Raw genomic sequence first — 17,736 nt, 5'->3', positions numbered from 1 at the left:
TTACGAGAAGCGAAACCACTACCATGATGCGCAGCCATTATTGCGGCCAACTGAACGAAAGCCTGGAAGGCCAGGAAATTACCCTTTGCGGATGGGTTCACCGTCGTCGCGACCACGGCGGGGTGATTTTCCTCGATATCCGTGATCGTGATGGTCTGGCTCAGGTGGTGTTCGATCCGGATCGCGCCGAGAGCTTCGCCGCCGCCGATCGCGTGCGCAGCGAATACGTCGTGAAGATCACCGGTAAGGTGCGTCTGCGTCCGGCCGGTGCGACCAACGCCAACATGGCGTCGGGCATGATCGAAGTGTTGGGCTACGAGCTGGAAGTGCTGAACGAGTCGGAAACCCCGCCGTTCCCGCTCAACGAATACTCCGACGTCGGCGAAGAAACCCGCCTGCGCTACCGCTTCCTGGACCTGCGTCGTCCGGAAATGGCCGAGAAGCTGCGTCTGCGTTCGCGCATGACCACCAGCATCCGTCGCTTCCTCGACGAGAACGGCTTCCTCGACGTCGAAACGCCGATTCTGACCCGTGCTACCCCGGAAGGCGCCCGCGACTACCTGGTGCCGAGCCGTACTCACGCCGGTTCGTTCTTCGCGCTGCCGCAATCGCCTCAGCTGTTCAAGCAACTGCTGATGGTTGCCGGTTTCGACCGTTACTACCAGATCGCCAAATGCTTCCGCGACGAAGACCTGCGTGCCGACCGTCAGCCTGAGTTCACTCAGATCGACATCGAGACCAGCTTCCTCGACGAAAAAGACATCATGGGCCTGACCGAAGGCATGATCCGCAACCTGTTCAAGGAAGTGCTGGATCTGGAATTCGGCGAATTCCCGCACATGACCTTTGAAGAAGCCATGCGCCGTTACGGTTCCGACAAGCCGGACCTGCGTAACCCGCTGGAACTGGTCGACGTTGCCGATCAACTCAAAGAAGTCGAATTCAAGGTGTTCAGCGGCCCGGCCAACGATCCGAAGTGCCGTATCGCTGCACTGCGCGTTCCAGGCGGGGCGAGCATGCCGCGCAAGCAGATCGACGACTACACCAAGTTCGTCGGCATCTACGGTGCCAAGGGCCTGGCGTACATCAAGGTCAACGAGCGCGCTGCCGGTGTTGAAGGTCTGCAATCACCGATCGTGAAAAACATCCCTGAAGCCAACCTGAACGTGATCCTTGATCGCGTCGGTGCGGTTGACGGCGACATCGTGTTCTTCGGTGCCGACAAGGCCAAGATCGTCAGCGAAGCCCTGGGCGCGCTACGTATCAAGCTCGGCCACGACCTCGACCTGCTGACCTGCAAGTGGGCGCCAATGTGGGTCGTCGACTTCCCGATGTTCGAAGAGAACGACGACGGCAGCTTCTCGGCGCTGCACCACCCGTTCACCGCGCCGAAGTGCTCCCCAGAAGAGCTGGAAGCCAATCCGGCCGGCGCTCTGTCCCGCGCGTACGACATGGTGCTGAACGGCACCGAGCTGGGTGGCGGTTCGATCCGTATCCACCGCAAGGAAATGCAGCAAGCGGTGTTCCGTCTGCTGGGTATCAATGAGGCGGAACAGGAAGAGAAATTCGGCTTCCTGCTTGACGCGCTGAAGTACGGTGCACCGCCGCACGGTGGTCTGGCTTTCGGTCTGGACCGTCTGGTGATGCTGATGACCGGCGCCCAGTCGATCCGTGAAGTGATCGCCTTCCCGAAAACCCAGAGCGCTGCGGACGTCATGACGCAAGCCCCGGGTGTGGTGGATGCCAAGGCACTGCGCGAGCTGCACATTCGTTTGCGCGAAACGCCAAAGGCTGAGTAAGACGGGCCTGAAGGCGCATCTTCGGATGCGCCTTTTTTCTTTCTATAGAGAGCAGGTCGAGATTTTTTGTTTGCTGGCCACTGCGTGAGCAGGGCGGGCAACGTTTCAAGAGAATTCGGAGCGAGTTATGGCAGGTCATTCCAAGTGGGCGAACATCAAGCACCGCAAAGAACGTCAGGATGCCAAGAGAGGCAAGATCTTCACCAAGTGGATCCGTGAGCTGACCGTTGCGGCCCGTCAGGGCGGCGGCGACCCGGGTTCCAACCCGCGTCTGCGCCTGGCCCTGGACAAGGCCCTCAGTGCGAACATGAGCCGCGACATCATCGACCGCGCCGTTGCGCGTGGCGCCGGTGCGACCGAAGCGGACAACGTTGAAGAGCTGACCTATGAAGGTTACGGCCCGGGCGGCGTGGCGGTGATGGTCGAGTGCATGACCGACAACCGCAACCGTACCGCAGCTGCCGTGCGCCATGCGTTCAGCAAATGTGGCGGCAACCTTGGTACCGACGGTTCGGTTGCGTATCTGTTCGAGCGCAAGGGGCAGATCAGCTTTGCCCCGGGCGTCGATGAAGACGCGCTGACCGAAGCGGCGCTGGAAGCGGATGCCGACGACGTGGTCAGCCATGAAGACGGCTCGATCGACGTGTTCACCTCGTTCACCAGCTTCTACGCGGTGCGTAACGCGCTGGAAGCGGCCGGGTTCAAGGGTGACGACGCAGAAATCGTCATGCAGCCGACCACCAGTGCCGAACTGGATCTGGAGGGCGCGGAGAAGGTGCTCAAGCTGATCGACATGCTCGAGGATCTGGATGACGTGCAGAACGTCTACTCCAACGCGGACATTCCGGAAGATGTGGCCGCTCAGCTCGGTTAAGAGCGACTAGGCTTCAATGTGGGAGCGGGCTTGCTCGCGAAGGCGGCGTATCAGCAAGCATCAATGCTGAATGACACACCGCCTTCGCGAGCAAGCCCGCTCCCACATTGGTTATTCGCTGTTTTGAATTTCTTGTTTTTACCGACTCCGCAGGCGTTATGACTTTAATTCTGGGTATCGACCCCGGCTCGCGCATCACCGGTTACGGGGTTGTTCGCGATACAGGCCGCGGCGGCTGCATCTACGTGGCGTCGGGCTGCATCCGTACCGGCGCCGGCGAGCTGCATGAGCGGCTGCAAATCGTTTATCGCGGCGTGCGTGAAATCATTCAGACCTATGGCCCGGTGACCATGGGCATCGAAAAAGTGTTCATGGCGAAAAACGCCGACTCGGCGCTCAAACTTGGGCAGGCTCGCGGCGCCGCCATTGTGGCTGGCGCTGAAGAGTGCCTGGAGATTGCCGAGTACACCGCCACCCAGGTCAAGCAAGCCGTGGTCGGCACCGGCGCCGCCAATAAAGAACAGGTGCAGATGATGGTCATGCACATGCTCAAGCTGACCAGCAAACCGCAGATCGATGCCTCGGATGCCCTGGCTATCGCCATTTGTCACGCGCACACCCGTTCCAGTCTGCTGCCGCATGGCCTGGGTACCGCACGCAGTCGTGGCGGGCGCCTGCGTCTCTGATAGCATCAGCAATCATTTTTGCGGAATGCGGATTTCGCGCCTGTGTCGTCGGCCCGATTCCCGCCTTCCATCTGTCGCCAGCCCACGGCTGGCCAACGCTCAAGGATCTGAAACGTGATTGGACGCTTGCGCGGCACCCTGGCTGAGAAACAGCCGCCGCACCTGATTCTGGATGTAAACGGCCTCGGGTATGAGCTGGAAGTGCCCATGACCACCCTTTATCGTCTGCCGTCGGTCGGTGAACCGCTGACGCTGCACACCCATTTGGTCGTACGCGAAGACGCGCAGTTACTCTATGGTTTCGCCGGCAAGCGTGAGCGAGACTTTTTTCGTGAGTTGATCCGTCTCAATGGTGTCGGGCCGAAACTGGCCTTGGCCTTGATGTCGAGCCTGGAAGTCGATGAACTGATTCGCTGCGTGCAATCCCAGGACACCTCGGCGCTGACCAAGGTCCCGGGGGTCGGCAAGAAAACCGCTGAGCGCCTGCTGGTTGAACTGAAGGATCGCTTCAAGGCCTGGGAAACCTCGCCGGCCATGTTCGCCCTGGTGCCGAATCAGCCGGACGGCCCGGCGCCGGTCAACACCGCTGAAAACGATGCGGTCAGTGCGCTGATTTCCCTGGGCTACAAGCCGCAGGAAGCGAGCAAGGCGATTACCGCCATCAAGGACAAGAATTTGAGCAGTGAAGACCTGATCCGCCGCGCCCTGAAGGGAATGATTTAAGTGATTGAAGCTGATCGTCTGATCGCCGCCGCGCACAGCCCGCGCGAGCGCGAAGAAGTCCAGGATCGGGCCATTCGCCCGGTCAGTCTGGCCGACTACATTGGCCAGCCGACCGTGCGCGAGCAGATGGAACTGTTCATCCAGGCGGCGCGTGGTCGCAGTGAATCGCTGGATCACACGCTGATCTTCGGCCCGCCGGGTCTGGGTAAAACCACGCTGGCCAACATCATTGCCCAGGAAATGGGCGTGTCGATCAAGAGCACGTCCGGCCCGGTGCTTGAGCGTCCGGGAGATCTGGCGGCACTGCTGACCAATCTGGAACCGCACGACGTGCTGTTCATCGACGAAATCCATCGCCTGTCGCCAATTGTCGAAGAAGTGCTGTACCCGGCGATGGAAGACTTCCAGCTCGACATCATGATCGGCGAAGGGCCGGCGGCGCGCTCGATCAAGCTGGATCTGCCACCGTTCACGCTGGTGGGCGCTACTACTCGTGCCGGCATGCTGACTAACCCGTTGCGTGACCGCTTCGGTATCGTCCAGCGTCTTGAGTTCTACAGCACAGCTGATCTGGCAACGATTGTCAGTCGGTCTGCGGCGATTCTCGGTCTGCCACTGGATCCGGAGGGTTCTTTCGAAATCGCTCGTCGTGCCCGTGGTACGCCGCGAATCGCCAATCGTCTGCTGCGTCGGGTGCGCGATTTTGCCGAAGTGCGCGCCAAGGGCCATATCACCAAGTCGGTGGCCGATCTGGCGTTGAACCTGCTGGACGTCGATGAACACGGTTTCGACCATCAGGACCGGCGCCTGCTGCTGACCATGATCGAGAAGTTCGATGGCGGCCCGGTGGGTATCGACAGTCTGGCGGCGGCGATCAGTGAAGAGCGCCATACCATCGAAGATGTGCTGGAGCCGTACCTGATTCAACAGGGTTACATCATGCGTACGCCACGGGGCAGGGTGGTGACACGGCATGCGTACCTGCATTTCGGTTTAAACATTCCGTCACGAATGGGTGAAATGCCCGTGGCAGACGAGTTTCTCGATGCCTTGGACGATTGATACACATTTATTGGCGATTTATTCAGCGTTTGTACTGTCACAGGACGGTACTTTTGCGGTAAAGCCTTAAACACTGAAAAAACAGTTGCCTGGCCGGATTGGCAACCCGAGGAGTAAGCACTAGAGTATGCGCGCGCAAAACGGGCTTGAGCCGTTCGCACATCGTTGTCGCGTTTATTACGAGGACACCGATGCGGGCGGCATCGTGTATTACGTTAATTACCTCAAGTTTATGGAACGGGCTCGAACCGAGCGGCTCCGGACGCTGGGCTTTGCCCAGTCGGAACTGGCCGGGGAGGACCTGTTGTTTGTCGTGCATTCCAGCGAAGCGCGCTACCACGCGCCGGCGCGACTGGACGACGAACTGCTGGTAAGCGCTGATGTAATCGAATTGAACCGTGCCAGCCTGCGCTTTAAACAGCAGGTCAGGCGGGCCACGGATAATGTGCTGCTCTGTGAAGGGCAGTTTCTGGTGGCCTGCGTGCGCACCGACAGTTTGAAACCCCGGGCCATGCCCGAATCCTTGCGTGCGGCCTTTGCCGACGCGGGCGGCACGGGTACACACTCAAAGCAGGAGATAAAGCGTGGAAGCTAACGTCGTCGACCATTCCTCCATGTGGAGCCTGGTCAGCAATGCCAGCATCGTGGTGCAGTTGGTAATGTTGACCCTGGTGGCCGCATCGGTGACCTCATGGATCATGATCTTTCAGCGCAGCAATCTGTTGCGCGCCGGTCGACGCGCCCTGGAGAGCTTTGAAGAGCGCTTCTGGTCGGGTATCGATCTGTCCAAGCTGTACCGTCAGGCCGGCAGCAACCCGGATCCGGATTCGGGTGTGGAGCAGATCTTCCGTGCCGGTTTCAAGGAGTTCTCCCGTCTGCGTCAGCAGCCAGGCGTCGATCCGGAAGCGGTGATGGAAGGTGTGGCCCGTGCCATGCGCGTTGCCATCTCCCGTGAGGAAGAGAAGCTGGAGCAGAGCCTGCCGTTTCTCGCCACCGTTGGTTCGGTCAGCCCGTACATCGGTCTGTTCGGTACCGTGTGGGGCATCATGAACTCCTTCCGCGGTCTGGCCAGTGCCCAGCAGGCGACCCTGGCCACCGTGGCCCCGGGTATCGCCGAAGCCCTGATCGCCACCGCGATCGGCCTGTTCGCCGCGATCCCGGCCGTTATCGCTTACAACCGTTTCTCTGCCCGCAGCGAAACCTTGCTGAGCCGCTACTACACCTTCGCCGATGAATTCCAGGCGATCCTGCACCGCAAAGTGCACACCAGCGAAGAATAAGCAGGTATTTCCCGATGGCTTTAATCGCTCGAGCCCGAAACAAGCGCAAGCCGGTCGCCGAGATGAACGTGGTGCCATACATCGACGTGATGCTGGTGCTGCTGGTTATCTTCATGGTGACCGCGCCGATGCTCAATCAGGGCGTGAAAGTGGATCTGCCCAAGGTTTCCAGCGAAGCCTTGCCGCAGGACAACAACACTCAGGTGCTGACCATTTCGATCAAGGCTGACAAGACCTACTACTGGAACCTTGGCAGCGAAGTCGATACCGAAAAGCAGCAGGACAGGGCAATGACCCTGCCGCAGATGACTGACGCGGTGACCAAGATCATTCGCGCCGGCACCGAAGGCGGCAAGCGTACCCAGGTCTTTATCCGAGGCGACAAGTCGGTCGACTACGGCGCCGTGATGGGTGCCATGGGCGGGTTGCAGAAAGCCGGGGTCGGTAATGTTGGTTTGATTACCGAGGCCCCCTGATGCAGCAACAGCGAGAGCCGTCCGCCTCGGAAAGCTACTTCTGGCCAAGTGTTCTGGCGATTGTCCTGCACGTGCTGGTGTTCGGCATGCTGTTCGTCAGTTTCGCCTTCACACCCGAGTTGCCGCCGGCCAAGCCGATTGTCCAGGCGACCCTGTACCAACTGAAATCGAAAAGTCAGGCAACCACCCAGACCAATCAGAAGATTGCGGGTGAGGCGAAGAAATCCGCCGCGCGCCAGACCGAAGTCGAGCAGATGGAGCAGAAAAAGGTCGAGCAGGAAGCGGTGAAGGCTGCGGAACAAAAGAAAGAAGAAGCGGCTCAAAAGGCCGAGGAAGCCAAGAAGGCCGATCAGGCGAAGAAAGCGGACGAGGCGAAAAAGGCTGATGAAGCCAAGAAAGCCGACGATGCGAAGAAAGCCGAGGCCAAGAAGGCAGAAGAGAAACAATTGGCTGATATAGCCAAGAAGAAAGCCGAAGAAGAAGCCAAGAAGGCGGCTGAAGAAGAGGCCAAGAAAGCGGCCGCTGAAGAAGCCAAGAAGAAGATCGTCGAAGACGCGAAGAAGAAAGCCGCCGAAGACGCCAAGAAAAAAGCTGAGGCTGAAGAGGCGAAGAAGAAAGTCGCCGACGAAGCGAAGAAGAAAGCTGCTGCCGATGCTGCGAAGAAAAAATCGCAGGAAGCGGCACGTAAATCCGCCGAAGAGAAAAAGGCTCAGGCCCTGGCAGATTTGCTTTCCGATACGCCGCAGCGTGAGCAGGCCATGGCCGATGAACAGGGTGACGAAGTCGCGGGCAGTTTCGATGACCTGATTCGTGCGCGGGCAGCGGAAGGTTGGGCGCGTCCGCCTTCGGCACGCAAAGGCATGACGGTCGTGCTGCAAATCGGCATGTTGCCGGACGGTACGGTGACTTCGGTCAGCGTCGCCAAGTCCAGTGGCGATGGTCCGTTCGATGCGTCGGCAGTTGCGGCAGTGAAGAATATTGGACGTTTGACAGAAATGCAGGGAATGAAGCCGAGCGATTTCGCTCCGTATCGTTCATTCAAGATGACATTCACACCTGAGGATCTAGCCTTGTGAGAAACCTTCTTCGAGGAATGCTGGTCGTGATCTGCTGCATGGCAGGGATCGCGATGGCTGATGAAAAGAACATTCTGGTCACCAGCGGCAGCGATCGGGCCACCCCGATCGCCGTCGTACCGTTCGGTATGCAGGGCGGTGCCGTGCTGCCGGACGACATGGCCGAAATCATTGGTAACGATTTGCGGAACTCGGGCTACTACTCGCCGATTCCAAAGCAAAACATGATCAGCCAGCCAAGCCAGCCGAGCGAAATCATCTTCCGTGACTGGAAGGCGGTGGGTGCTCAATACATGATGGTCGGCAGCATTGCTCCTGCGGGCGGCCGTCTGCAGGTGCAATGGGCACTGTTCAACGTGGCCACCGAGCAGAAAGTGGCTGACGGCAGTGTCTCTGGTACCACCGAGCAACTGCGTGACATGGCGCACTTCATCTCTGACCAGTCGTTCGAAAAACTCACCGGTATCAAAGGTGCGTTTTCGACCCGTCTGCTGTACGTGACAGCCGAGCGTTTCTCCGAGAAGAACACTCGCTACACCCTGCAGCGTTCGGACTACGACGGTGCCCGTGCGGTAACTCTGCTGCAATCGCGCGAGCCGATCCTGTCGCCACGTTTCGCACCGGATGGCAAGCGCATCGCCTACGTGTCGTTCGAGCAGAAGCGTCCACGGATCTTCATGCAGAACATCGACACCGGTCGCCGTGAGCAGATCACCAACTTCGAAGGCCTGAACGGCGCACCAGCCTGGTCGCCAGATGGCAATCGCCTGGCTTTCGTACTGTCGAAAGACGGCAACCCGGATATCTATGTGATGAACTTGGGTTCGCGTCAGATCACTCGCGTGACGGCAGGCCCTGGCATCAACACCGAACCGTACTGGGGCAAGGATGGTTCGACCATCTACTTCACCTCGGACCGTGGCGGCAAGCCGCAGATCTACAAAACCAGCGCCAGCGGCGGTGGTGCCGAGCGTGTGACCTTCATTGGCAACTACAACGCCAACCCGAAGCTGTCGGCTGATGAAAAGACGCTGGTGATGATCCATCGCCAGGATGGTTTCACCAATTTCAAGGTGGCGGCCCAGGATTTGCAGCGAGGTAGTGTAAAGATCCTCACTGATAGCACTCTGGACGAGTCACCTACTGTTGCGCCCAACGGCACCATGGTAATCTACGCCACCCGCCAGCAGGGCCGGGGAGTCTTGATGCTCGTGTCCATTAATGGACGCGTGAGGCTCCCGCTTCCTACCGCACAAGGCGAAGTCAGAGAACCGTCCTGGTCCCCTTACCTGAACTGACGCGGCGCTTTACGTTTTACTTAACACACTGGGGTTCATTAGGAGTTTCACGATGGAAATGCTGAAGTTTGGTAAATTTGCTGCGCTGGCTCTGGCCATGGCTGTAGCTGTAGGTTGCTCGTCCAAAGGCGGCGACAACGCCGGTGAAGGCGCTGTTGATCCAAACGCTGGTTACGGCGCAAACACTGGTGCCGTTGACGGTTCCCTGAGCGAAGAAGCTGCTCTGCGCGCAATCACCACCTTCTACTTCGAATACGACAGCTCGGACCTGAAGCCAGAAGCCATGCGCGCTCTGGACGTTCACGCCAAAGACCTGAAAGCAAACGGCGCTCGCGTTGTTCTGGAAGGCAACACCGACGAACGTGGTACTCGTGAGTACAACATGGCACTGGGCGAGCGTCGTGCGAAAGCCGTTCAGCGCTACCTGGTACTGCAAGGTGTTTCCCCAGCTCAGCTGGAACTGGTTTCCTACGGCGAAGAGCGTCCAGTTGCTACCGGCAACGACGAGCAGTCCTGGGCTCAAAACCGTCGCGTCGAACTGCGTAAGTAATTCGATATGCGAACGTGCCGTCGTGCTGTAACTGTTCTGGCTCTCAGCCTCGCGCCGCTTGCGGCGTGGGCTGCGGTTCCTGTGGTCGATGACAACTCCGGTTATAACAATAGCGGGAGCAGTTATCCGCCTGCGGGTTACGGTACGAACGGCGCCTATGCCGGGGGAGCGGCTTCGGCCCCTGCCTCGGCACAGGGCATGCTGTTCAACCAACTGCAACAGATGCAGGATCAGATATCGCGCCAACAAGGTGTGATCGAAGAACTGCAGAATCAGGTTGCGCGCATGAAACAGGAATCCCTGGAGCGATACCAGGATCTTGATCGGCGCATAGGATCCGGTGTTGCACCTGCCGCGACTCCTGAGAATTCTTCTGCCGGTGGCGATGCAAGTGCTGCTGCCGGTGCTGCCGCTGGCGCCGGGGCTGCTGCCCAGGCACCTGCTGCAAGTAGCGAACCGGGTGATCCGGCCAAGGAAAAGCTGTATTACGATGCCGCTTTCGACCTGATCAAAGCCAAGGATTTCGACAAGGCCAGCCAGGCTTTCTCGGCATTCCTGCGTAAATACCCGAACAGCCAATACGCGGGCAACGCCCAGTACTGGTTGGGCGAAGTGAACCTGGCCAAGGGCGATCTGCAAGGTGCAGGTCAGGCTTTCGCCAAGGTGTCGCAGCTCTATCCCAAGCACGCCAAAGTGCCGGATTCGCTGTACAAGCTGGCTGATGTAGAGCGCCGCCTCGGTCACACCGACAAGGTCAAAGGCATTCTGCAACAGGTGGTATCCCAATACCCGGGGACCTCCGCTGCTCAGTTGGCCCAACGCGATCTGCAACGCATGTAAGTGTGTTTGACCCGTTTGGAAGAAACCCGCGCTTGTCGCGGGTTTTTTCGTTAGAATTCACGCCCTTTTTCTGAAACACGCTTCTGGTGATCTACGCGTTGGCGGGGTTGTCTGAAGTGCCTGACGGAGGCGGACAGCCTGTTTAGCTGTTACGCCCGTGGCGACTATGCAAGACACATTGAGAATTACCGAAGTTTTCTACTCGTTGCAGGGGGAAACGCGGACTGCCGGGCTGCCCACGGTTTTTGTGCGCCTGACCGGTTGCCCATTGCGTTGCCAATACTGCGACAGCGCCTATGCGTTCAGCGGCGGTACGATCCGCACCCTCGACGATATCCTCGAACAAGTGGCCGGGTTTCGCCCGCGCTACGTCTGTGTGACCGGCGGTGAACCGCTGGCGCAGCCCAATGCCATCCCGTTGCTCAAGCAATTGTGTGATGCCGGTTACGAAGTGTCACTGGAAACCAGTGGTGCACTCGATATCTCGGCGGTAGATTCGCGCGTCAGTCGCGTGGTCGACTTGAAGACACCGGATTCCAAAGAGGCGCACCGCAACCGCTACGAAAACATCGAACTGTTGACGCCCAACGATCAGGTGAAGTTTGTCATCTGTTCGCGGAACGACTATGACTGGGCGGTTTCCAAACTGATCCAGTACGGTCTCGATCAACGTGCGGGTGAAGTGCTGTTTTCCCCAAGTCATCATGACCTCAATGCCAGGGATCTGGCGGACTGGGTGGTGGCAGACAACCTGCCGGTGCGTCTGCAATTACAGCTGCACAAGTATCTTTGGAATGACGAGCCGGGGCGCTGAGATGACTGAACAACTGAACACCACCGAACAGCGTGCAGTGATTTTACTGTCGGGCGGTCTGGATTCGGCCACGGTCGTGGCAATGGCCCGAGCCGAAGGTTTCGCCTGTTACACCATGAGTTTCGATTACGGCCAGCGCTCCCATGCAGAGCTGCATGCCGCCGCGCGCGTCGCTCGCGATCTGGGTGTGGTCGAGCACAAAGTGATCGGCCTGAACCTGAATGGCATGGGCGGCTCGGCGCTGACCGACACCAGCATCGACATCCCGGAAGAGCTGGGCGAGGGCATCCCGGTGACCTACGTACCGGCGCGCAACACGGTGTTCCTGTCGCTGGCACTGGGCTGGGCTGAAGTGCTTGGCGCGCGTGACATCTTTATCGGGGTCAACGCGGTGGACTATTCCGGTTACCCGGATTGCCGTCCGGAGTTCATCGAGTCGTTCGAGCGCATGGCCAACCTGGCGACCAAGGCGGGTGTGGAAGGCAACGGTTTCCGCATCCAGGCACCGCTGCAGAACCTGAGCAAGGCGCAGATCGTCCAGGCGGGCGTGAAGCTGGGCGTGAATTACGGCCTGACTGTTTCCTGCTATCAGGCGGACGATGACGGCCGCGCGTGCGGCAAATGCGACAGCTGCCGCCTGCGTGCAGAAGGCTTCGCAGCGGCCGGTGTAAGCGATCCAACACCTTATTTTTGATTTTTTTCAAAAAGGTGTTGAATAGTCCTTAAAAATCAGTATTATACGCGCCACCACACAGCGGGTCGTTAGCTCAGTTGGTAGAGCAGTTGGCTTTTAACCAATTGGTCGTAGGTTCGAATCCCACACGACCCACCATATTTGGCGGTTTAGAAAATCCGGAAGGCCCACGAAAGTGAGGATTTCCGGGTTTTTTTTTGCCTGCGATTCAGGCACCTCTCCCTTGATCGTTGCCTGCGCTGACACAGGTCAGAATCATCTTTTGTATCAACGGGATATTCTGTAGCCTTGCGCAGCTTCAACGCTGTCCGTGCCTGATAATACTCACTCTCCCGGCGGTACCCTCAAGTGGTCCGGAGCCGGGTGTATACTCGACTTTCGCGCGAAAGCGCCTGCAGGTCTTGCGAACATGACGCAGATTTCCGAACGCCTTCTGGTTCAAGCCCACCTCGATGCCAAACAGCCCAAACCGCTGACTGCCGAGGAAGAGGCCTACTACCGTTCCGCCATCGCCGCCGAGCTCAAGGCTCAGGACGCGGTGCTGGTGGCCCACTTCTATTGCGATCCGGTGATTCAGGCCCTGGCCGAAGAAACCGGCGGCTGTGTGTCTGACTCCCTCGAAATGGCGCGCTTCGGCAACGCTCACCCGGCCAAGACCGTGGTGGTCGCCGGCGTGAAGTTCATGGGCGAGACCGCGAAGATCCTCAACCCGGAAAAACGCGTGCTGATGCCGACCCTGGACGCGACCTGCTCGCTGGACCTCGGTTGCCCGGTGGACGAGTTCTCGGCGTTCTGCGATCAGCACCCGGAGCGCACGGTGGTGGTGTACGCCAACACCTCGGCCGCGGTCAAAGCCCGTGCTGACTGGGTGGTAACGTCGAGCTGCGCACTGGAGATCGTCGAAAGCCTGATGGACAACGGCGAGACCATCATCTGGGGCCCGGACAAGCACCTGGGCACCTACATCCAGCGCAAGACCGGCGCTGACATGCTGCTGTGGGACGGTGCCTGCATCGTCCACGAAGAGTTCAAGTCCAAGCAGCTCGAAGACATGAAGGCGCTGTACCCGGACGCCGCGATTCTGGTGCATCCGGAGTCGCCGACCTCGGTGATCGAACTGGCGGATGCAGTAGGTTCCACCAGTCAGTTGATCGCTGCCGCGCAAAGCCTGCCGAACAAGACTCTGATCGTCGCCACCGACCGTGGCATCTTCTACAAGATGCAGCAGCTGTGCCCGGACAAGGTCTTCATCGAGGCGCCAACCGCCGGTAACGGCGCGGCGTGCCGCAGTTGCGCACATTGCCCGTGGATGGCCATGAACACCCTTGAGCGCACGCTCAAGAGCCTGAAGGAAGGGACGAACGAGATCTTTGTCGATCCGGCGCTGATTCCGCAGGCGATCCGCCCGTTGAAGCGCATGCTGGATTTCACCCAGGCGGCGCGGATGAAGCTGGCGGGTAACGCTTAAGCTCGTTGAGGCAACACGCAAAACCTGTGGGAGCGGGCTTGCTCGCGAAGGCGGTGTATCAGTCGATGCAAAAGGTGACTGATACACCGCCTTCGCGAGCAAGCCCGCTCCCACATTGGTATCTGGTGTCTGGAAACTATTTGCTCTTCTTCGGAATCCGCACCACGCGGGTATCGGAATAGATGTCGTGCCAGGTGCGCTTCTGCTTGTCGTACAGCGACCAGAAGAATCCAAGCCCTGCGCACAGCCACGAAGCGATCGATACCATGAAGCGCAGCAGCGCCTGCCACAGGCTGATCGCGCTGCCATCGGCGTTCTGTACGCGTATGCCCCACACCTGCATGCCCAGTGTCTGCCCGCCGTGGGTCCAGAACTTGGCGAAGAAAGCAAACAGCACCAGCAGCAGCACCGTGGAATACAGTGGATCGCCATCCATTTTTCCGGCGTCGGTCAGCACGCGCAGGCGTTCTTCACCGATGATCGCTGCCTGGATCAACTTGTAGACGAATCCGGTGACGATCAGCAGGGCAGTGCACAACAGGAAGTCATAGAACATCGCGGCCAGGCGCCGGCCGAGGCCAACAGCAGGAAAGTCGCCCTGGGGAGTGAGCAGGTTTTTCGACATGGCAGCCTCTGGGCACGAAATGAAGCGCCATTTTACGGATTCGCGCGCACAAAAAAGCCCCTGATATCAATATCAGGGGCTTTTTCGTTACAGAAGATTAACCTTCTGCTTGTACTTCATCAGCCTGCATGCCTTTCTGGCCTTGCACAGCAACGAAGGTCACTTTCTGGCCTTCTTTCAGGCTCTTGAAGCCGTTGCCCTGAATAGCGCGGAAATGCACGAACAGATCCGGACCGCTTTCTGGAGTGATAAAACCAAAACCTTTCTCGTCGTTAAACCACTTGACGGTACCGCTCTGACGTTGGGACATTTCTTATTTCCTTTGACGCATAAATTGATGACAGCCTCTTTCTCATGAAAGAGTACTGGGGCTGGTTGCAGGAGAGTAAGAAGACGTCGAGCGGGATGTAGCTAACTTGTAGGCTACTGCCCAGGTCACGATTCCAAGCTGACCCATGCAAACACAGTGGACAAACTCTACGCCAACTACGTGAGAAAAAACAAGCCCCGCGAAGGCCCCGGTTTTACTGTCCCTGCTGGCAGTTAGTCAGTCTGCTAGTGCGGCTTAGACGATTAGCTTGTTCAAAAGTTTTCGAACGTTATAAGTAAAGTTCATAATCGAATCAAATGTTAGAAAATGCACTTTTTTGTGGCGATTGCGTTACACATTAGTGCACGCATAACGCAATCGCGTTACTTATAGAAACAGTCAATCAACCACGATAGTAGCGTTGTGGAACAAATGGCATTTTGCTTACAAGCATTTGCACCTTTTTCCCACGAACGATGGCCCAGACTGGCGTATCCAGGGTGACATAAGCGCCGTCGAGGTAACCCATCGCCAACGGCCCGCCCAGGGTCGGACCGAAGCCGCCGCTGCACACGCTGCCGATGATTTCGCCCGCGTCGTTGACGATTTCTGCGCCTTCACGCACCGGCGTACGTTCCTGTGGCAGCAGACCGACGCGTTTGCGCGCGACGCCATTCTGCTGCTGAGCAAAAACTGTCTCTGCCCCCGGGAAACCACCGGCGCGCGCGCCATCGGCACGGCGTGGCTTGGAGATTGCCCACAACAGGCTGGCTTCGATCGGCGTGGTCTCGGTGTTCATGTCGTGCCCGTACAGGCACAGGCCGGCTTCCAGGCGCAGCGAGTCGCGGGCGCCGAGGCCGATGGCCTGAACCTCCGGTTCGTCCAGCAGGGCGCGGGCGAGTTTTTCTGCATCGGCGGCGGGCACCGAGATTTCGAAACCGTCTTCACCGGTGTAGCCCGAACGGCTGACGAAGCAATCCACGCCCAGCAGCTGCACGCGATTGAACTGCATGAACGTCATCTTCGCCACCTCTGGCGCAAGACGCGCCAGCACGGTGACCGCAGCCGGGCCTTGCAACGCCAGCAGCGCGCGCGCTTCGAACAGCTCCGTAATGGTGCACTGATCGCCAATGTGTTTTTGCAGATGCGCCAGATCCTGATCCTTGCACGCGGCGTTGACCACCAGGAACAGCTCGTCGTTACCGAGGTTGGCGACCATCAGGTCGTCGAGGATGCCGCCGTTGTCGTTGGTGAACATCGCATAGCGCTGGATGCCCACTGGCAGGTCGATGATGTCCACCGGTACCAGGGTTTCCAGGGCCTTGGCGGCATTGGCGCCGGTCAGGCGGATCTGGCCCATGTGCGAGACATCGAACAGCCCGGCCTGTTCACGGGTGTGTTGGTGTTCCTTCATCACGCCCAGCGGGTATTGCACCGGCATGTCGTAGCCGGCGAACGGCACCATGCGGGCGCCGAATTCGATATGCAGAGCGTGCAGCGGGGTTTTCGACAGTTGTTCGGTGGACATGCGTGGCTCCTTGAAAGTTTGAGTTTGGGGCATGGGGCTAGATTTAGATCAAGATCAAAAGCCCCTCACCCCAGCCCTCTCCCGGAGGGAGAGGGGGCTAAGTGCGGTCCTCTCCCAAAGGGCGAGGACATAAATCAGCATTCGATGATGTTGACTGCCAGACCGCCGCGGGCGGTCTCTTTGTATTTGCTTTTCATGTCGGCGCCGGTCTGGCGCATGGTGCGGATGACTTTGTCGAGGGAGACGAAGTGTTGCCCGTCGCCGCGCATGGCCATGCGCACCGCGTTGATCGCTTTCACCGAGCCCATCGCGTTGCGCTCGATGCACGGCACCTGCACCAGCCCGCCAATCGGGTCGCAGGTCAGGCCGAGGTTGTGTTCCATGCCGATTTCCGCCGCGTTCTCGACTTGCTGCACGCTGCCGCCGAGCACTTCACACAACGCGCCGGCGGCCATCGAGCAAGCCACGCCGACCTCACCCTGACAGCCGACTTCGGCACCGGAGATCGAAGCGTTTTCCTTGTACAGAATGCCGATCGCGGCGGCGGTCAGCAGAAAGCGCACCACGCCGTCATCGTTCGCACCCGGGATAAAGCGCATGTAGTAATGCAGCACCGCCGGGATGATGCCCGCCGCGCCGTTGGTCGGCGCGGTGACTACACGACCACCGTTGGCGTTTTCTTCGTTGACCGCCAGTGCATAAAGGTTGACCCAGTCCAGCACCGACAGCGGATCACGCAGCGCTGATTCCGGGTTCTTGCACAGTTGCCGATGCAATGCCGCCGCCCGGCGTTTGACCTTCAGCCCGCCCGGCAGAATGCCTTCGTTGCGACAGCCAGCGGCGACGCAGTCCTGCATCACTTGCCAGATTTTCAGCAGACCGGCGCGGGTTTCCGCTTCAGGGCGCCAGGCACTTTCATTGGTCAGCATCACCTGGCTGATCGACAGCCCGTAGGTGGCGCAGTGACCGAGCAAATCCTTGGCACTTTTGAACGGGAAGGTCAGTGGGGTGGCGTCTTCAACGATGCGGTCGGCCCCGGCCGCGTCTTCATCGACCACAAAACCACCGCCTACCGAGTAGTACTCGCGGCTGCGGATCTGAATACCTGCCGCATCGAAGGCACGAAAGATCATGCCGTTGGGGTGATAGGCCAGCGGCTTGCGAATCATCGCCAGGTGTTCTTTCTCGTTGAACGCAATGCTGTGTTCTCCGAGCAGATTCAGCCGGCCATTGCCGCGAATATCCTGCAGGCGTGCGGCGACGGTTTCGGTATCGACGGTGTCCGGGTGTTCACCTTCAAGGCCAAGCAGCACGGCTTTGTCGCTGCCGTGTCCCTTGCCGGTAGCACCGAGCGAGCCGTACAGCTCGACTTTGACGGTGCTGGTGGCCGACAGCAGGTCATCGCGGCGCAGGCCTTCGGCGAAGCGCGCAGCGGCACGCATCGGGCCGACGGTGTGGGAGCTGGAAGGGCCGATGCCAATCTTGAACAGGTCGAACACGCTTAACGACATGAGTGGTTCTCCGGTTTCTTGTTATAGGAATTGGCGCAAGCTCGAGGCTGGACACAAATCCCCTGTGGGAGCGGGCTTGCTCGCGAATGCGGTGTGTCAGGCAACATTGATGGCGATTGATA

19 protein-coding genes and 1 tRNA gene are annotated in these 17,736 nt (G+C 59.0%); 16 read left to right on the top strand and 4 right to left on the bottom strand.

All coding sequences use genetic code 11. The annotated features are described in order from the left end of the window. The first annotated feature begins 23 nt into the window (after positions 1-23). The 16 genes from aspS (at position 24) to nadA (ending at position 13,640) form a co-directional block, all read left to right on the top strand. A complete protein-coding gene (gene aspS / locus ACOYXI_RS12795) occupies positions 24-1,799 on the top strand; it encodes an aspartate--tRNA ligase (protein WP_003227530.1) in 1,776 nt (591 codons plus the stop codon). Between the two features lie 127 nt (positions 1,800-1,926). Then, complete coding sequence (locus tag ACOYXI_RS12790; protein WP_007912738.1) at positions 1,927-2,673, top strand: YebC/PmpR family DNA-binding transcriptional regulator; 747 nt, start codon at positions 1,927-1,929, stop codon at positions 2,671-2,673. 158 nt (positions 2,674-2,831) lie between these two features. Beyond that, a complete protein-coding gene (gene ruvC / locus ACOYXI_RS12785) occupies positions 2,832-3,359 on the top strand; it encodes a crossover junction endodeoxyribonuclease RuvC (protein WP_103303956.1) in 528 nt (175 codons plus the stop codon). 114 nt (positions 3,360-3,473) lie between these two features. Continuing rightward, on the top strand, positions 3,474-4,082 hold the full coding sequence (gene ruvA / locus ACOYXI_RS12780; RefSeq protein ID WP_003227522.1) for a Holliday junction branch migration protein RuvA: 609 nt from the start codon (positions 3,474-3,476) through the stop codon (positions 4,080-4,082). Next, entirely contained in the window at positions 4,083-5,144 is a 1,062-nt protein-coding gene (ruvB, locus tag ACOYXI_RS12775) for a Holliday junction branch migration DNA helicase RuvB (RefSeq protein ID WP_003227521.1), read from the top strand. Positions 5,145-5,271: 127 nt separating this feature from the next. Further along, entirely contained in the window at positions 5,272-5,739 is a 468-nt protein-coding gene (gene ybgC / locus ACOYXI_RS12770; RefSeq protein ID WP_027612533.1) for a tol-pal system-associated acyl-CoA thioesterase, read from the top strand. Further along, positions 5,729-6,424, top strand: coding sequence for a protein TolQ (gene tolQ / locus ACOYXI_RS12765; RefSeq protein ID WP_007912733.1), 696 nt, complete (start codon positions 5,729-5,731; stop codon positions 6,422-6,424). The genes ybgC and tolQ overlap by 11 nt, the downstream gene beginning before the upstream one ends. Before the next feature lie 23 nt (positions 6,425-6,447). Then, a complete protein-coding gene (tolR, locus tag ACOYXI_RS12760) occupies positions 6,448-6,900 on the top strand; it encodes a protein TolR (RefSeq protein WP_161794900.1) in 453 nt (150 codons plus the stop codon). Beyond that, positions 6,900-7,976 carry a cell envelope integrity protein TolA gene (tolA, locus tag ACOYXI_RS12755; protein WP_139054324.1) on the top strand — a complete coding sequence of 359 codons (1,077 nt, stop codon included), beginning with the start codon at positions 6,900-6,902 and terminating at the stop codon, positions 7,974-7,976. Before tolR ends, tolA begins: the two co-directional genes overlap by 1 nt. A 17-nt stretch (positions 7,977-7,993) precedes the next feature. After that, positions 7,994-9,274, top strand: a complete 1,281-nt coding sequence (gene tolB / locus ACOYXI_RS12750; protein ID WP_164747834.1) for a Tol-Pal system beta propeller repeat protein TolB — start codon at positions 7,994-7,996, stop codon at positions 9,272-9,274. 52 nt (positions 9,275-9,326) lie between these two features. Then, positions 9,327-9,824, top strand: a complete 498-nt coding sequence (pal, locus tag ACOYXI_RS12745; protein ID WP_003178634.1) for a peptidoglycan-associated lipoprotein Pal — start codon at positions 9,327-9,329, stop codon at positions 9,822-9,824. A gap of 6 nt (positions 9,825-9,830) precedes the next feature. Then, a complete protein-coding gene (gene ybgF, locus ACOYXI_RS12740; protein WP_097085952.1) occupies positions 9,831-10,664 on the top strand; it encodes a tol-pal system protein YbgF in 834 nt (277 codons plus the stop codon). A 166-nt stretch (positions 10,665-10,830) separates the two neighbouring features. Next, on the top strand, positions 10,831-11,478 hold the full coding sequence (gene queE / locus ACOYXI_RS12735; protein WP_282413507.1) for a 7-carboxy-7-deazaguanine synthase QueE: 648 nt from the start codon (positions 10,831-10,833) through the stop codon (positions 11,476-11,478). A gap of 1 nt (position 11,479) precedes the next feature. Next, a complete protein-coding gene (gene queC / locus ACOYXI_RS12730; protein ID WP_135296423.1) occupies positions 11,480-12,172 on the top strand; it encodes a 7-cyano-7-deazaguanine synthase QueC in 693 nt (230 codons plus the stop codon). Between the two features lie 62 nt (positions 12,173-12,234). After that, positions 12,235-12,310: transfer RNA gene (locus ACOYXI_RS12725), tRNA-Lys, on the top strand. Positions 12,311-12,581: 271 nt separating this feature from the next. After that, positions 12,582-13,640 (top strand): quinolinate synthase NadA, encoded by a 1,059-nt coding sequence (nadA, locus tag ACOYXI_RS12720; protein WP_003227499.1) that lies wholly within the window; start codon positions 12,582-12,584, stop codon positions 13,638-13,640. Positions 13,641-13,776: 136 nt separating this feature from the next. Here the strand turns inward: nadA and ACOYXI_RS12715 are convergent, their stop codons facing one another. The 4 genes from ACOYXI_RS12715 to ACOYXI_RS12700 form a co-directional block, all read right to left on the bottom strand. After that, positions 13,777-14,265, bottom strand: coding sequence for an RDD family protein (locus ACOYXI_RS12715; RefSeq protein ID WP_098965267.1), 489 nt, complete (start codon positions 14,263-14,265; stop codon positions 13,777-13,779). 97 nt (positions 14,266-14,362) lie between these two features. Continuing rightward, positions 14,363-14,575 carry a cold-shock protein gene (locus ACOYXI_RS12710; protein WP_007934683.1) on the bottom strand — a complete coding sequence of 71 codons (213 nt, stop codon included), beginning with the start codon at positions 14,573-14,575 and terminating at the stop codon, positions 14,363-14,365. A gap of 403 nt (positions 14,576-14,978) precedes the next feature. Continuing rightward, positions 14,979-16,103: a glycine cleavage system aminomethyltransferase GcvT gene (gcvT, locus tag ACOYXI_RS12705; protein WP_461674912.1), complete on the bottom strand. Its 1,125-nt coding sequence runs from the start codon at positions 16,101-16,103 to the stop codon at positions 14,979-14,981. 134 nt (positions 16,104-16,237) lie between these two features. Next, positions 16,238-17,614 carry an L-serine ammonia-lyase gene (locus tag ACOYXI_RS12700; RefSeq protein ID WP_027612541.1) on the bottom strand — a complete coding sequence of 459 codons (1,377 nt, stop codon included), beginning with the start codon at positions 17,612-17,614 and terminating at the stop codon, positions 16,238-16,240. Positions 17,615-17,736 lie beyond the last annotated feature (122 nt).

The organism is Pseudomonas sp. G3-19 (assembly GCF_054855875.1).
This window is presented reverse-complemented; position numbering and strand designations above follow the sequence as displayed.

What these genes read in the sequence shown, in the direction of transcription:
- tolA (WP_139054324.1), top strand. Translation starts at nt 6,900, where the DNA reads ATGCAGCAACAGCGAGAGCCGTCCGCCTCGGAAAGCTACTTCTGGCCA.
- tolB (WP_164747834.1), top strand. Translation starts at nt 7,994, where the DNA reads ATGCTGGTCGTGATCTGCTGCATGGCAGGGATCGCGATGGCTGATGAA.
- queE (WP_282413507.1), top strand. Translation starts at nt 10,831, where the DNA reads ATGCAAGACACATTGAGAATTACCGAAGTTTTCTACTCGTTGCAGGGG.
- ACOYXI_RS12790 (WP_007912738.1), top strand. Translation starts at nt 1,927, where the DNA reads ATGGCAGGTCATTCCAAGTGGGCGAACATCAAGCACCGCAAAGAACGT.
- nadA (WP_003227499.1), top strand. Translation starts at nt 12,582, where the DNA reads ATGACGCAGATTTCCGAACGCCTTCTGGTTCAAGCCCACCTCGATGCC.
- queC (WP_135296423.1), top strand. Translation starts at nt 11,480, where the DNA reads ATGACTGAACAACTGAACACCACCGAACAGCGTGCAGTGATTTTACTG.
- ruvC (WP_103303956.1), top strand. Translation starts at nt 2,832, where the DNA reads ATGACTTTAATTCTGGGTATCGACCCCGGCTCGCGCATCACCGGTTAC.
- ACOYXI_RS12710 (WP_007934683.1), bottom strand. Translation starts at nt 14,575, where the DNA reads ATGTCCCAACGTCAGAGCGGTACCGTCAAGTGGTTTAACGACGAGAAA.
- gcvT (WP_461674912.1), bottom strand. Translation starts at nt 16,103, where the DNA reads ATGTCCACCGAACAACTGTCGAAAACCCCGCTGCACGCTCTGCATATC.
- ACOYXI_RS12700 (WP_027612541.1), bottom strand. Translation starts at nt 17,614, where the DNA reads ATGTCGTTAAGCGTGTTCGACCTGTTCAAGATTGGCATCGGCCCTTCC.
- aspS (WP_003227530.1), top strand. Translation starts at nt 24, where the DNA reads ATGATGCGCAGCCATTATTGCGGCCAACTGAACGAAAGCCTGGAAGGC.
- ybgC (WP_027612533.1), top strand. Translation starts at nt 5,272, where the DNA reads ATGCGCGCGCAAAACGGGCTTGAGCCGTTCGCACATCGTTGTCGCGTT.
- ACOYXI_RS12715 (WP_098965267.1), bottom strand. Translation starts at nt 14,265, where the DNA reads ATGTCGAAAAACCTGCTCACTCCCCAGGGCGACTTTCCTGCTGTTGGC.
- ybgF (WP_097085952.1), top strand. Translation starts at nt 9,831, where the DNA reads ATGCGAACGTGCCGTCGTGCTGTAACTGTTCTGGCTCTCAGCCTCGCG.
- pal (WP_003178634.1), top strand. Translation starts at nt 9,327, where the DNA reads ATGGAAATGCTGAAGTTTGGTAAATTTGCTGCGCTGGCTCTGGCCATG.